Below are 13,519 nucleotides of genomic sequence, written 5' to 3' on the forward strand. Positions count from 1 at the left end.
GCGGGACGGCCGCCCGCGACCCGGCCGCCCGCGGGACGGCCGCCCGCGACCCGGCCGCCCGCGACCCGGCCGCCGTCGTCGGCGGGCCCGTGGCGGCCCGGTCGGGTCTGTCCGCCCGGAGGGGCCGGTGTGTCAGCCGAGCCGCTTCGTCAGCGTGTACTCCGTGATCCCCGGCGGATAGCCGGGGATCACGCACACCACCTCGTAGCCCTGCTTCCGGTAGAAGTCGGGCGCCTGGAAGTCCCAGGTCTCCAGCCGCGCGTGCAGGCAGCCGTGCTCCGCGCGGGCCAGGTGCTCCGCCCGGGACAGGAGGTGCGAGCCGAGTCCGGAACCGCGGTGCGGGTCCGCCACCCAGAGCAGGGCCACGTGCAGCCAGCTCGCCCAGGTGTGCCCGACCAGTCCGCCCGCGAGGTCACCGGAGTCGTCCAACGCCCATACGTGGAGCGGGACTTCCCGTTCGCCCGGAGTTCCGCGCAGTGAACGCAGCACCGGTGAGGCCGCCGTGTTTGCCGCCCGCAGCCGCGAACGCAGCAATTGGCCGCGCTCCTTGTCGACTTCTGTCTCGATACGAAACATACGGCTCACCATAAACGGGCCCGGCAATCAGTTCTGCAAATCACCTTCCGCTCCCGGCCCCCAGCCGTACTCTGATGAGCAGCACCGGTGGGGGCCGGTGCTGATCAGGGGGCGAGACAGTCGGGTACGACGCCCGGAGTGGGGGTAGCAGTTCCAGCACGGCGGCGGCCGTGCGGCTGCGGCACCCCGATTTCCGAACAGCAGGCGGGTTCGGGATCACACCGGGCGCCGTACCTGCGCCGGTCCGTCCCCCGACCAGTGGGGGTTTCTGTGGTTCGCATCCGTGTCCTGGTCGTCGACGACCACCGTATCTTCGCCGAGTCGCTCGCGGCCGCCCTGGCGGCGGAACCCGACGTCGACGTGTCCGCGGCGGGCAGCGGCCCGGCCGCGCTGCGCTCGTTGGAGCGGGCGGCCGCCGAGGGCCGCAGATTCGACGTCCTGCTCGTCGACGCCGATCTGGGCGGCAACGTACCGGGCGCCCGCCCGGCCGTGCCCGTGCACGACAACAACGAGGAAGGCCTGGTCGACGGCATCTCGCTGGTCGCGGGCGTCCGTTCGGGACAGCCCGGCGTCCGTACGGTGGTGCTGGCCGAGAAGGACGACTCACGGCGGGCGGCACTCGCCCTCCAGGCCGGCGCCTCCGGCTGGGTCGCCAAGGACTGTTCGCTGTCCCGGCTGCTGACCGTCATCAGGGGCGTACTGCGCGACGAGACCCATCTGCCCCCCGCCCTGCTCACCGGCGTGCTGCGGGAGTTGACCGCCGCGCGCAAGCACCGCACCGAGAGCGAGCGGCTCGTCGAGTCGCTCACCCCGCGCGAGCGCGAGGTCCTGCGGTGCATGGTCGCCGGGCTCGGCAGGAAGGCCGTGGCCGAGCGGCTGTTCCTGTCCCCGCACACCGTCCGCACGCACATGCAGAACGTGCTGGGCAAGCTCGGTGTGCACTCGACCCTCGCCGCTGTCGCGCTGGCACGCAGGGCAGGGGTCGGACCGGTCGACCTAACCGGGGATGTTGTCGAACGGGGCGGTCAACTGGCGTAGCAGCCCGGCCAGTTCCCCGCGCTGTGCCCTGCTGAGTTCGGCGAGGATCGCCCGCTCCTGGTCGAGGAGGCCGGCGAGCGCCTGGTCGGCGCGGTCGCGGCCCTCCTCGGTGAGGCGTACCAGCACGCCCCGGCGGTCGCTGGGGTCGGGCAGCCGCTCGACGAGGCCCTTCTTGGTCAGCCGGTCGATGCGGTTGGTCATCGTGCCCGAGGTGACGAGTGTCTGGGTCAGGAGTTGGCCGGGGGAGAGCTGGTAGGGGGCTCCCGCACGCCTGAGCGAGGTCAGGACGTCGAACTCCCAGGGTTCCAGGGCGTGCTCGGTGAAGGCGATCCTGCGGGCCCGGTCCAGGTGCCGGGCGAGCCTGCTGACCCTGCTGAGCACCTCGAGCGGTTCCACGTCGAGGTCAGGGCGCTCCCGGCGCCACGCTGCGACCAGCCGATCGACCTCGTCCTCCATGACGATCAGTGTAGTGGTTGTGTCGACATGAAGTCTCTTGATGTGAAGTCTCTTGACGTCGAGATACGTGCGGTGTGAGGCTGGAGGGACAGCCCGCACGTGACCCGACGTCGAGGAGGCCGCTCGTCATGTCCGCCGCCACCGCTCCCACCTGGGACCCGGGCCAGTACCTGCGCCACGCGGAGCACCGCGCCCGCCCGTTCGCCGACCTCCTCGCCCGCGTCCGGCCGCCGGCCGGCGGCCCGGCCCGGATCGCGGACCTCGGCTGCGGTCCCGGCAACGTCACCGTCCAGCTCGCCGAGCGCTGGCCGGCGGCTCGCATCACGGGCTACGACAACTCCCCGGAGATGCTCGCCGGCACGGCCGCGTACGCGGGGCCCACGGCGGGCGGCGGCCGGCTGGACTTCGCCGAGGCGGACCTGACGGACTGGGCGCCCCCGCGGACGTACGACCTGATCGTCTCGAACGCGGCGCTCCAGTGGGTCCCCGGGCATCTGGACTCCTTCGGGCCCTGGCTCGACGCCATCGCCCCCGGCGGCACCTTCGCCTTCCAGGTCCCCGACAACACGGACGCGCCCCTGCACGCCCTGATGCGCGAGCTGGCCGCCTCCGCACGCTGGAAGGAACGCCTCGCGGGGGTCCTGCGCCGCGAGGACTCCGTGCACGACCCGCTCGTCTACCTCGAACGGCTGGCCGGACTGGGCTGTTCGGTGGACGTCTGGCAGACCACGTACATGCAGATCCTGCACGGCGGGGACGCGGTCCTCGACTGGTCCATGGGGACGGGGATGCGGCCCGTGCTGACCGCCCTCGCGGACGACCCGGGGGCCCGGGACGCGTTCGTGGCCGAGTACCGCGACCTGCTCCGCGAGGCGTATCCGGCGGCCCCCCACGGCACGGTGCTGCCCTTCCGCCGGCTGTTCGCCGTGGCCAGGAGGCCGGACTGACACCCGCCGGGCTCGACCGCGTCCGGTCCGGTGCGCTCGACCCTGCCGGTCCGCCGCGCCGCCCGGGACTCGCCGCGCGCCCGCGGCTCCGGTGTCCTGGGCGGGGCGCAGGCGGGGCCCGGTGCCCGAAGACCGTGCCCGTCGCGGCTCGCGGCCGGCCGGGTCCCAGGGGACGGGGTCCCACGGGGCGGCTCCCGCGGGAAGGGTCCCGGGGTGGGCCTCAGGCCTTGCGGTGCCCGATCAGGCGCGGCTTCGCCGCCAGGCCGTCCAGGCCGTGCCAGGCCAGGTTCACCAGGTGTGCCGCGACCTCCGCCTTCTTCGGACGGCGGACGTCCAGCCACCACTGGCCGGTCAGGGCGACCATGCCGACCAGGGCCTGGGCGTAGAGCGGGGCCAGCTTGGGATCGAAGCCGCGGTTCTTGAACTCGCGCCCCAGGATGTCCTCCACCTGGGTGGCGATGTCCGAGATCAGCGACGCGAACGACCCCGTCGACTGGGGGATCGGGGAGTCGCGGACCAGGATGCGGAAGCCGTCCGTGTACTCCTCGATGTAGTCCAGGAGAGCGAACGCGGCCTGCTCGCACAGCTCGCGGGGATGCCCCGCGGTCAGCGAACTCGTCACCATGTCGAGCAGCCTGCGCATCTCCCGGTCGACGACGACCGCGTACAGGCCCTCCTTGCCGCCGAAGTGCTCGTACACCACCGGCTTGGAGACACCGGCCTTCGCCGCGATCTCCTCCACCGACGTGGCCTCGAAGCCCTTGGCGGCGAAGAGGGTGCGGCCGATCTCCAGCAACTGGGCCCGGCGTTCCGCACCGGTCATCCGGGTCCGGCGGGCGCGCCGCGGCTTTTCATTGCTGGGTGTGCTGGAGTCGGCCACGCCGTCAATCATGCCGCCTCGGCCGTCTCCGCCTCGCGTGGGGCGTCCTTCCCGGCCTTGATCCGACGGGAATCGATACGCGAGCGTGACGGCCAGCGCACGTCGTACGCCCAGCCGAACTTCTCGAACCAGCGGATGAGGCGGGCGGAGGAGTCCACCTGCCAGCGCTCCACTCCGTGCCGCGCCGACGTCGGCTCCGCGTGGTGCAGGTTGTGCCAGGACTCGCCGCAGGACAGCACGGCCAGCCACCACACGTTGCCCGAGCGGTCACGCGACTTGAACGGGCGCTTGCCCACCGCGTGGCAGATCGAGTTGATCGACCAGGTCACGTGGTGCAGCAGGGCCACCCGCACGAGCGAGCCCCAGAAGAAGCCCGTGAACGCGCCCCACCAGGACATCGTCACCAGGCCGCCGATCAGCGCCGGCAGGGCGAGGGACAGACCGGCCCAGAGGAGGAACTGGCGGGAGATCGTCCGCAGCGCGCTGTCCTTGATCAGGTCCGGCGCGTACTTCTCCTGAGGCGTCTGCTCCTCGTCGAACATCCAGCCGATGTGCGCCCACCACAGGCCCTTCATCAGGGCCGGGACCGTCTCGCCGAAGCGCCACGGCGAATGCGGGTCGCCCTCGGCGTCGGAGAACTTGTGGTGCTTGCGGTGGTCGGCGACCCAGCGGACCAGCGGTCCCTCCACCGCCATCGAGCCGGCGATCGCCAGCGCGATGCGCAGCGGCCGCTTCGCCTTGAAGGAGCCGTGCGTGAAGTAGCGGTGGAAGCCGATCGTGATGCCGTGGCAGCCCAGGTAGTAGAAGAAGACCAGCAGGCCGAGGTCGAGCCAGCTCACGCCCCAGCCCCAGGCCAGCGGCACCGCCGCGAGGACGGCCAGGAAGGGGACGGTGATGAAGAGGAGCAGGGTGATCTGCTCGATCGAGCGTTTCCGCTCGCCGCCCAGCGTGGCGGAGGGTAGCGGGGTGTCGCCGTCCGCCTCCGGAGCGTCATCGATCACATCGGAACTCGTGGTCATGGGGCGTCCCCTGTGGGGTCGAGGGTGGAGAGGATGGCCGGTAACCGTGCCCACGGTTTTCCGGAAACGGTGCCTACGGCTCCGTAACCTACGGCGTCGTAAGTATGGCAGCGCGGCGCCCTGCGGCAAGAGCCCGTGAGACTGCACCTTCCGACGGACACCTATCCTGGTGTCGGTCGGACAGCGCGGTCCGCTCTGTTTTCTTCCCGGATGCCCAGGCCCTATGCGGCGGCGCCCGCTGCTCGGGCCGACGGGTTCCCCTCCAGACGAGCTTCAACACTGCAAGGAGCCGCACCTGTGAGCAGTGCCGACGACCTGACTACGAGCACCACCTCGACCAGCAGTGAGCTGCGCGCCGACATCCGCCGCCTTGGCGATCTGCTGGGCGAGACCCTCGTACGCCAGGAGGGCCCCGAACTCCTCGAACTGGTCGAGAAGGTCCGCCGCCTCACCCGAGAGGACGGCGAAGCCGCCGCCGAGCTGCTGCGCGGCACCGAACTGGACACCGCGGCCAAGCTGGTCCGCGCCTTCTCCACCTACTTCCACCTGGCCAACGTCACCGAGCAGGTGCACCGCGGCCGCGAGCTGCGGGCCAAGCGCGCCGCCGAGGGCAGCCTCCTCGCCCGGACGGCGGACCGCCTGAAGGACGCCGACCCCGAGCACCTGCGGGCGACCGTCCAGCACCTCAACGTCCGCCCCGTCTTCACGGCCCACCCCACGGAGGCGGCCAGGCGCTCGGTGCTCAACAAGCTCCGCCGCATCGCCGCCCTGCTGGAGACGCCGGTCATCGAGGCCGACCGGCGCCGGTACGACACCCGACTGGCCGAGAACATCGACCTCGTGTGGCAGACGGACGAGCTGCGCGTGGTGCGCCCCGAGCCCGCCGACGAGGCCCGCAACGCCATCTACTACCTGGACGAGCTGCACGCGGGCGCGGTCGGCGACGTCCTGGAGGACCTCACCGCCGAACTGGAGCGCGTCGGCGTCGAGCTCCCCGAGGAGACCCGCCCCCTCACCTTCGGCACCTGGATCGGCGGCGACCGGGACGGCAACCCGAACGTCACTCCCCAGGTCACCTGGGACGTCCTGATCCTCCAGCACGAGCACGGCATCAACGACGCGCTGGAACTGATCGACGAACTCCGCGGCTTCCTGTCGAACTCCATCCGCTACACCGGGGCCACCGAGGAACTGCTCTCCTCGCTCCAGACGGACCTGGAGCGGCTCCCCGAGATCAGCCCCCGCTACAAGCGCCTCAACGCCGAGGAGCCCTACCGGCTCAAGGCGACCTGCATCCGGCAGAAGCTGGAGAACACCAAGCAGCGCCTCGCCAAGGGCACCCCGCACGAGAGCGGCCGCGACTACCTCGGCACCGCGGAACTCCTCCACGACCTGACCCTCATCCAGACCTCGCTGCGCGAGCACCGCGGCGGCCTCATCGCCGACGGCCGCATGAACCGCACGATCCGCACGCTCGCCGCCTTCGGCCTCCAGCTCGCCACGATGGACGTACGCGAGCACGCGGACGCCCACCACCACGCGCTCGGCCAGCTCTTCGACCGACTCGGCGAGGAGTCCTGGCGCTACGCGGACATGCCGCGCGACTACCGCGCCAAGCTCCTCGCCAAGGAGTTGCGCTCCCGCCGCCCGCTCGGACCCACCCCCGCGCCGCTGGACGCCGACGGCCAGAAGACCCTCGGCGTCTTCGAGACCATCAAGAAGGCCCTGAAGATCTTCGGGCCCGAGGTCATCGAGTCGTACATCATCTCGATGTGCCAGGGCGCCGACGACGTGTTCGCCGCCGCCGTCCTCGCCCGTGAGGCGGGACTCCTCGACCTGCACGCCGGCTGGGCGAAGATCGGCATCGTGCCGCTCCTGGAGACCACCGACGAGCTCAAGGCCGCGGACACCATCCTCGAGGACATGCTCTCCGATCCCTCCTACCGCCGTCTCGTGGCGCTGCGCGGGGACGTCCAGGAGGTCATGCTCGGCTACTCCGACTCCTCCAAGTTCGGCGGCATCACCACCTCCCAGTGGGAGATCCACCGCGCCCAGCGCAGGCTGCGCGACGTCGCCCACCGGTACGGCGTGCGGCTGCGGCTGTTCCACGGCCGCGGCGGCACCGTCGGGCGCGGCGGCGGCCCCTCGCACGACGCGATCCTCGCCCAGCCCTGGGGCACCCTGGAGGGCGAGATCAAGGTGACCGAGCAGGGCGAGGTCATCTCCGACAAGTACCTCGTCCCCTCGCTCGCCCGCGAGAACCTGGAGCTGACGGTCGCCGCCACCCTCCAGGCGTCCGCCCTGCACACCGCGCCCCGCCAGTCCGACGAGGCGCTGGCCCGCTGGGACGCGGCGATGGACGTCGTCTCCGACGCCGCCCACTCCGCCTACCGCCGGCTCGTCGAGGACCCGGACCTGCCGACGTACTTCCTCGCCTCCACGCCGGTCGACCAGCTCGCCGACCTGCACCTGGGCTCGCGGCCCTCCCGCCGCCCCGGCTCGGGCGTCTCGCTCGACGGACTGCGCGCCATCCCGTGGGTCTTCGGCTGGACCCAGTCCCGGCAGATCGTGCCCGGCTGGTTCGGCGTCGGCTCCGGCCTCAAGGCGCTGCGCGAGGCCGGCCTGGACACGGTGCTCGACGAGATGCACGAGCAGTGGCACTTCTTCCGCAACTTCCTGTCCAACGTCGAGATGACCCTCGCCAAGACGGACCTGCGGATCGCCCGCCACTACGTCGACACCCTCGTCCCGGACGAGCTGAAGCACGTCTTCACCACGATCGAGGCTGAGCACGAGCTGACGGTCCGCGAGGTCCTGCGCATCACCGGCGGGGAGCGGCTCCTGGACACCCACCCGGTGCTCCAGCAGACCTTCTCCATCCGGGACGCCTACCTGGACCCGATCTCGTACCTCCAGGTCGCCCTGCTCAAGCGGCAGCGCGAGGCGGCCGCCACCGGGGCCGAGCCGGACCCGCTGCTCGCGCGGGCCCTGCTCCTGACGGTGAACGGCGTCGCGGCCGGTCTGCGCAACACCGGCTGACGCCCGCGGAACGCACCGGTGCCCCCGTACGGACCGTACGGGGGCACCGGTGCGTCGGGCCGTCCGCGTTGTTCGGGCCGTCCGGGTTGCTCGGGTTGTCGGGGCTTCATGGGGAGCGCGTGGCTCACAGGGCCAGGAAGGCCGCCGTGACCATCGCAAGTCCCGTGCCGCCCAGGATCCACGCGAGCCGCGTCAGGCGCAGTCCGCCCGCGACCACCATCGAGGCGAGCAGCAGCGCCCCGCCCAGCGGCACCCACGCGTACAGCAGCCCGCCCGCGCCCGTACGGACCACGTCGTCGCTGCCCGGCTTCACGGCGACCGTGTAGGTACGGCCCTTCTCCACGGTGACGGCGCCGTCGAGCACGACCCGGGCCCGCGGGGTCGACCCCTCCGAGGTGGGCCGGTAGGGGCCCGTGCACCGGTCGTCCGCGCAACGCGTCACCGTCATCGTGCCGCGCTCGCGGCCCTTGGTCAGCATCACGTGCTGGGCAGTGCCCCAGGAGGCCCACACGCCGGCGATCAGGATCAGCGCCGCGACCGTCCCCAGGGCCGCGAACTGCCCGAACCGCAGCACCGTGGAGGTGTTCCGGCGGGAGGCGTGGGCAGGCATGGCGGCGATCCTTGGCCATGGCCCTGCGTTCGGTCAACTCCGGTGGGGGACAAGTACCGCGTTGTACGGACCTTTCGGCGGCCGAACGCGCGCCCGCCCGTCCAGCGGGCCCCCGATCAGGAGTTGTACGTCGACTGGGCCCGCTCCAGGCCCTCGATGACCAGACACTCCACCGCGTCCGCCGCCCGGTCCACGAAGTAGTCCAGCTCCTTGCGCTCAGCGCCGGAGAAGTCCTTCAGTACGAAGTCCGCGACCTGCATGCGCCCCGGCGGACGGCCGATCCCGAACCGCACGCGGTGGTAGTCCGCGCCCATCGCCTTCGTCATCGACTTCAGGCCGTTGTGCCCGTTGTCGCCGCCGCCCAGCTTCAGCCGCAGCACACCGTGGTCGATGTCCAGCTCGTCGTGGACCGCGACGATGTTGCCCGTCGGCACCTTGTAGAAGTCCCGCAGCGCGGTGACCGGACCACCCGAGAGGTTCATGTAGGACATCGGCTTCGCCAGGATCACCCGGCGGTTCGCCGGACCCGGCGGACCGATGCGCCCCTCGATCACCTGGGCCTGCGCCTTGCCCGCCCGCTTGAACTTCCCGCCGATCCGCCCGGCCAGCAGGTCGGCCACCATGAAGCCGACGTTGTGCCGGTTCATGGCGTAGTCCGGGCCCGGATTGCCGAGCCCCACGATCAGCCAGGGCGCGCCTGGGTCCGTGGTCACGTCCGTGTCTCCCAAGTCCTGGGTCGTCGGGGGATGCACGCCGGCCGCCGCTCCCGGGGGAACGGCGGCCGGCACACGTGGATGCGAGGCGGGATCAGGCCTCGGCGGCCTCGTCGCCCTCGGTGTCGCTGGGCTCCTCGGCCTGCGCCGACAGGACCTGGAGCACGACCGCGTCCTCGTCGATGGCCAGCGTCGTGCCGCTGGGCAGCGGGATGTCCTTGGCGTGGATGGAGGCACCGGCCTCCAGGCCCTGGATGGAGACGGTGACCGACTCCGGGATGTGCGTGGCCTCGGCCTCGACCGTCAGCGTGTTCAGCACGTGCTCCAGGAGGAAGCTGCCCGGGGCCAGCTCGCCCTCGGTCTGCACGAAGACCTCGACGGTGACCTTCTCGCCGCGCTTCACGAGGAGCAGGTCGACGTGCTCGAGGAAGCCCTTGATGGCGTCGCGCTGGACGGCCTTCGGGATCGCCAGCTCGGTCTTGCCCTCGATGTCCAGCGTGAGCAGGACGTTCGGGGTACGCAGGGCGAGCTGGAGCTCGTGGCCCGGCAGCGTGATGTGGACCGGCTCGGTGCCGTGGCCGTAGACGACCGCGGGGACCTTGCTCGCGCGGCGGATGCGACGCGAGGCACCCTTGCCGAACTCGGTGCGGGACTCGGCGGCGAGCTTGACCTCGGACATGATCACTCCTCGTAGTACAGGGGTATGAGAGTCACCCGGCCACACCGTCGGCCTGCTACGAAGAGCGCGTCGATAACGGACAGCCGCACCAAAGAGTGCGGCCTCCCTCGCCGAGCAACTGTGACAGCTTACGGGCGGGGAGGCCGTACAAGAAATCGATCTAGGCGACCGGCGGACCGGGCCTACTGCTCCTCGAACAGGCTCGTCACCGAACCGTCCTCGAAGACCTCACGCACCGCGCTCGCGATGGTCGGCGCGATCGACAGCACCGTGATCTTGTCGAGCTCCAGCTCGCCCGGCGTCGGCAGGCTGTCCGTGAAGATGAACTCGCTGACCTTCGAGTTCTTCAGGCGGTCCGCCGCCGGACCCGACAGCACTCCGTGCGTCGCCGTCACGATGACGTCCTCCGCGCCGTGCGCGAACAGCGCGTCCGCCGCGGCGCAGATCGTGCCACCGGTGTCGATCATGTCGTCCACCAGGACGCACACGCGGCCCTTCACGTCACCGACGACCTCGTGCACGGTGACCTGGTTGGCGACGTCCTTGTCGCGGCGCTTGTGCACGATCGCCAGCGGCGCGCCCAGACGGTCGCACCAGCGGTCGGCGACCCGCACGCGGCCCGCGTCCGGGGAGACGACCGTCAGCTTGGAGCGGTCGACCTTCGCGCCCACGTAGTCCGCCAGGATCGGCAGCGCGAACAGGTGGTCCACCGGGCCGTCGAAGAAGCCCTGGATCTGGTCGGTGTGCAGGTCGACCGTGAGCAGGCGGTCCGCACCGGCCGTCTTCATCATGTCGGCGATCAGGCGGGCCGAGATCGGCTCGCGGCCGCGGTGCTTCTTGTCCTGACGGGCGTAGCCGTAGAACGGCACGATCACGGTGATGCTCCGGGCGGAAGCCCGCTTCAGAGCGTCGATCATGATCAGCTGTTCCATGATCCACTTGTTGATCGGCGCGGTGTGGCTCTGGATCAGGAAGCAGTCGGCGCCTCGCGCCGACTCCTCGTAGCGGACGTAGATCTCGCCGTTCGCGAAGTCGAAGGCCTTCGTCGGGACGACCCCGACACCCAGCTGGTGGGCGACCTCCTCGGCAAGCTCGGGGTGGGCGCGGCCGGAGAAGAACATCATCTTCTTCTCGCCGGTCGTCTTGATCCCGGTCACAGCACTGTCTCCTCAGAGGTGTCTCAGCTGGATGGTGAGAGGTGGTCTCGGATGCGGTCTCAGCTGGATGTGCGGGTGTGCATCTATCACGGTACGCCGTGTCCGACGTGCCGCTTTCCGGTCAGCTTTCGCCGTCCGCCTCCCGGGTGGCGGTCTCCGCGGCCTTCGCGGCGGCGCTCCCGGGCCGCTTGCGGGCCACCCAACCCTCGATATTCCGCTGCTGGCCGCGGGCCACGGCCAGCGAACCGGGCGGTACGTCCTTCGTGATCACGGAGCCGGCGGCGGTGTACGCGCCGTCCCCGACCGTGACAGGTGCCACAAACATGTTGTCCGAACCGGTCTTGCAGTGCGAGCCCACCGTCGTGTGGTGCTTGGCCTCGCCGTCGTAGTTCACGAAGACGCTCGCGGCGCCGATGTTGGTGTGGTCGCCGATCGTCGCGTCACCCACGTACGACAGGTGCGGGACCTTCGTGCCCTCGCCGATCACGGCGTTCTTCGTCTCCACGTACGTACCCACCTTGGCCTTCATCCCGAGGCGGGTGCCGGGCCGGAGATACGCGTACGGACCCACGCTCGCCCGCTCGCCGACCTCGGCGCCGTCGGCGACCGTGTTGTCCACCCGGGCGCCCGCGCCCACGGCCGTGTCCCTGAGCCGGGAGTTGGGGCCGACCTCGCAGCCCTCGCCCAGGTGCGTGGCGCCCTGGAGCTGCGTCCCCGGGTGCACGACCGCGTCCTGCTCGAAGGTGACGGCCACGTCGACCCACGTCGTGGCCGGATCGACGACGGTCACGCCGGCGAGCATGGCCCGCTCCAGCAGCCGGTCGTTGAGGCTGCGGCGGGCCTCCGCGAGCTGTACGCGGTTGTTGATGCCGGCGATCTCGCGGTGGTCGCCCGCGACGCAGGCGCCGACCCGGTGGCCGGCCTCGCGCAGGATGCCCAGCACGTCCGTCAGGTACTCCTCGCCCTGGCTGTTGTCCGTGCGGACCTTGCCGAGGGCGTCCGCGAGGAGCTGCCCGTCGAAGGCGAAGACACCGGAGTTGATCTCGCGGATCGCGCGCTGGGACTCCGAGGCGTCCTTGTGCTCCACGATCGCGGTGACCGCGCCGGAGACGTCGTCGCGGACGATGCGGCCGTAGCCGGTGGCGTCCGGGACCTCGGCGGTCAGCACGGTGACGGCGTTGCCGTCGCCGGAGTGGGTGGCCGCGAGGGAGCGCAGGGTCGCGCCGCCGAGGAGGGGGGTGTCGCCGCACACGACGACGACCGTGCCGTCGACGACCCCGCCCAGCTCCTCCAGGGCCATCCGCACGGCGTGGCCCGTGCCGTTCTGCTCGGCCTGGACGGCCGTCCGTACGCCCGGGGCCGTCTCCGCGAGGTGCGCGGTGACCTGCTCGCGGGCGTGACCCACGACCACGACCAGGTGCTCCGGCTCCAACTCGCGCGCTGCGGCGAGTACATGTCCGACGAGGGAACGGCCACAGATGTCGTGCAGGACCTTGGGTGTGGCCGATTTCATACGGGTGCCCTCACCCGCTGCGAGAACGACGACGGCGGCCGGGCGGTTGGCGCTCACGGATGTGCCCTTCGGCTACTGGTTGGCTGGGGGGTGGACATCCGCAGGATACCGGGGCGTTTCAGGAGCGACATGAGAGTGGGCCCTGACAGTGCTGTCAGGGCCCGGATCGTGCAATGCTCCCCCGCCAGGACTCGAACCCGGACAGATGGCACCAAAAGCCACAGTGCTGCCAATTACACCACGGGGGATCGAAGTCGATCGGACCGGACGCCCGGTCGGATCGCCGAATCGGCTGCCAACACTATGCCGTACCAAGCGCCTTCCACGCGACGGTACGGATCCGAGCCCCGGTGGACGCGGGCCGCCCGAAGCGGCACCGGACGGTCGGGCGCCGTTCCGGGCGGGGCCGGGTCGCGGTGGGAGGCGGGCCGGGTCGGCGCCTGCGCCGGCGGACCGGAGCGCCCCGGGGAGCGGTCCGACCCGGGTGCGGTCGTACGGGCGGCTCCCGGCGCCGCGTCGTGCGGGTCCGGGTGCCGGAGGCGGCGGGCCCGCAGGGCCGTCCGGTCCGCATGGTCCGCGCGGGTGGCGGCCGCGCCTCCGCCGGCCGGTGCGGGAGGCGGCGGCGGGTGACCTTCGTCTCGTCCCGATCCGCCGGGAGCGGGCGTCCCCGCCGTGTGGGGAGCACCCGTCGCCGGAGGTTCCGGTGCTCCGCGGAGGCGCCGGGCGCGGACGCCATGTGCCCGTCGCCCAGGCGGAATACAAGCGTCCGCGATCGAACGGCGTGCGATTCGGCAGTTCGAGGGATTCCGGTCGGTTTCGCGTCTGTTCGATTGCGCCCGGTGGTGTAGGCCAGTACGCGAAACTCACCGGAAAAGGGGCGGGGGGCGACCGT

12 protein-coding genes and 1 tRNA gene are annotated in these 13,519 nt (G+C 71.3%); 3 read left to right on the forward strand and 10 right to left on the reverse strand.

Annotated elements, in window-relative coordinates:
• Positions 1 to 132: 132 nt before the first annotated feature.
• Positions 133 to 576, reverse strand: coding sequence for a GNAT family N-acetyltransferase (locus tag IE265_RS33685; RefSeq protein ID WP_229916825.1), 444 nt, complete (start codon positions 574 to 576; stop codon positions 133 to 135).
• Between the two features lie 270 nt (positions 577 to 846).
• Here IE265_RS33685 and IE265_RS33690 point away from each other — a divergent pair, with 270 nt between their 5' ends.
• Entirely contained in the window at positions 847 to 1,614 is a 768-nt protein-coding gene (locus tag IE265_RS33690; protein ID WP_190039565.1) for a LuxR C-terminal-related transcriptional regulator, read from the forward strand.
• Here the strand turns inward: IE265_RS33690 and IE265_RS33695 are convergent.
• Positions 1,573 to 2,070: a MarR family winged helix-turn-helix transcriptional regulator gene (locus tag IE265_RS33695; protein WP_190039566.1), complete on the reverse strand. Its 498-nt coding sequence runs from the start codon at positions 2,068 to 2,070 to the stop codon at positions 1,573 to 1,575. The genes IE265_RS33690 and IE265_RS33695 overlap by 42 nt on opposite strands.
• 128 nt (positions 2,071 to 2,198) lie before the next feature.
• Between IE265_RS33695 and IE265_RS33700 the strand changes: the two genes are divergently transcribed.
• Entirely contained in the window at positions 2,199 to 3,017 is an 819-nt protein-coding gene (locus IE265_RS33700) for a trans-aconitate 2-methyltransferase (RefSeq protein ID WP_190039567.1), read from the forward strand.
• Between the two features lie 220 nt (positions 3,018 to 3,237).
• On the opposite strand, the gene IE265_RS33705 is transcribed toward IE265_RS33700, so the two are convergent.
• The gene (locus IE265_RS33705) at positions 3,238 to 3,909 is read right to left on the reverse strand and encodes a TetR/AcrR family transcriptional regulator (protein WP_190039568.1); all 672 of its coding nucleotides are present in this window, start codon (positions 3,907 to 3,909) and stop codon (positions 3,238 to 3,240) included.
• Positions 3,906 to 4,916, reverse strand: a complete 1,011-nt coding sequence (locus tag IE265_RS33710) for an acyl-CoA desaturase (protein ID WP_190039569.1) — start codon at positions 4,914 to 4,916, stop codon at positions 3,906 to 3,908. The genes IE265_RS33705 and IE265_RS33710 overlap by 4 nt, the downstream gene beginning before the upstream one ends.
• Positions 4,917 to 5,213: 297 nt before the next feature.
• Between IE265_RS33710 and ppc the strand changes: the two genes are divergently transcribed.
• Positions 5,214 to 7,955 (forward strand): phosphoenolpyruvate carboxylase, encoded by a 2,742-nt coding sequence (gene ppc, locus IE265_RS33715; RefSeq protein WP_190039570.1) that lies wholly within the window; start codon positions 5,214 to 5,216, stop codon positions 7,953 to 7,955.
• 124 nt (positions 7,956 to 8,079) lie between these two features.
• Here ppc and IE265_RS33720 read toward each other — a convergent pair whose 3' ends face one another.
• The 6 genes from IE265_RS33720 to IE265_RS33745 all read right to left on the reverse strand — a co-directional run bounded on the left by IE265_RS33720 (position 8,080) and on the right by IE265_RS33745 (position 12,875).
• Positions 8,080 to 8,565: a hypothetical protein gene (locus IE265_RS33720; RefSeq protein ID WP_190039571.1), complete on the reverse strand. Its 486-nt coding sequence runs from the start codon at positions 8,563 to 8,565 to the stop codon at positions 8,080 to 8,082.
• Positions 8,566 to 8,681: 116 nt separating this feature from the next.
• Complete coding sequence (gene pth / locus IE265_RS33725) at positions 8,682 to 9,278, reverse strand: aminoacyl-tRNA hydrolase (RefSeq protein ID WP_190039572.1); 597 nt, start codon at positions 9,276 to 9,278, stop codon at positions 8,682 to 8,684.
• 94 nt (positions 9,279 to 9,372) lie between these two features.
• Positions 9,373 to 9,957, reverse strand: coding sequence for a 50S ribosomal protein L25/general stress protein Ctc (locus tag IE265_RS33730; RefSeq protein ID WP_190039573.1), 585 nt, complete (start codon positions 9,955 to 9,957; stop codon positions 9,373 to 9,375).
• A gap of 182 nt (positions 9,958 to 10,139) precedes the next feature.
• The gene (locus IE265_RS33735; RefSeq protein WP_190039574.1) at positions 10,140 to 11,114 is read right to left on the reverse strand and encodes a ribose-phosphate diphosphokinase; all 975 of its coding nucleotides are present in this window, start codon (positions 11,112 to 11,114) and stop codon (positions 10,140 to 10,142) included.
• Positions 11,115 to 11,235: 121 nt separating this feature from the next.
• Positions 11,236 to 12,684 (reverse strand): bifunctional UDP-N-acetylglucosamine diphosphorylase/glucosamine-1-phosphate N-acetyltransferase GlmU, encoded by a 1,449-nt coding sequence (glmU, locus tag IE265_RS33740; RefSeq protein WP_190039575.1) that lies wholly within the window; start codon positions 12,682 to 12,684, stop codon positions 11,236 to 11,238.
• A gap of 119 nt (positions 12,685 to 12,803) precedes the next feature.
• Positions 12,804 to 12,875: transfer RNA gene (locus IE265_RS33745), tRNA-Gln, on the reverse strand.
• Positions 12,876 to 13,519: the final 644 nt, after the last annotated feature.

Origin of the sequence: Streptomyces fructofermentans (assembly GCF_014651055.1) — a bacterium.
GTDB lineage: Bacteria > Actinomycetota > Actinomycetes > Streptomycetales > Streptomycetaceae > Streptomyces > Streptomyces fructofermentans.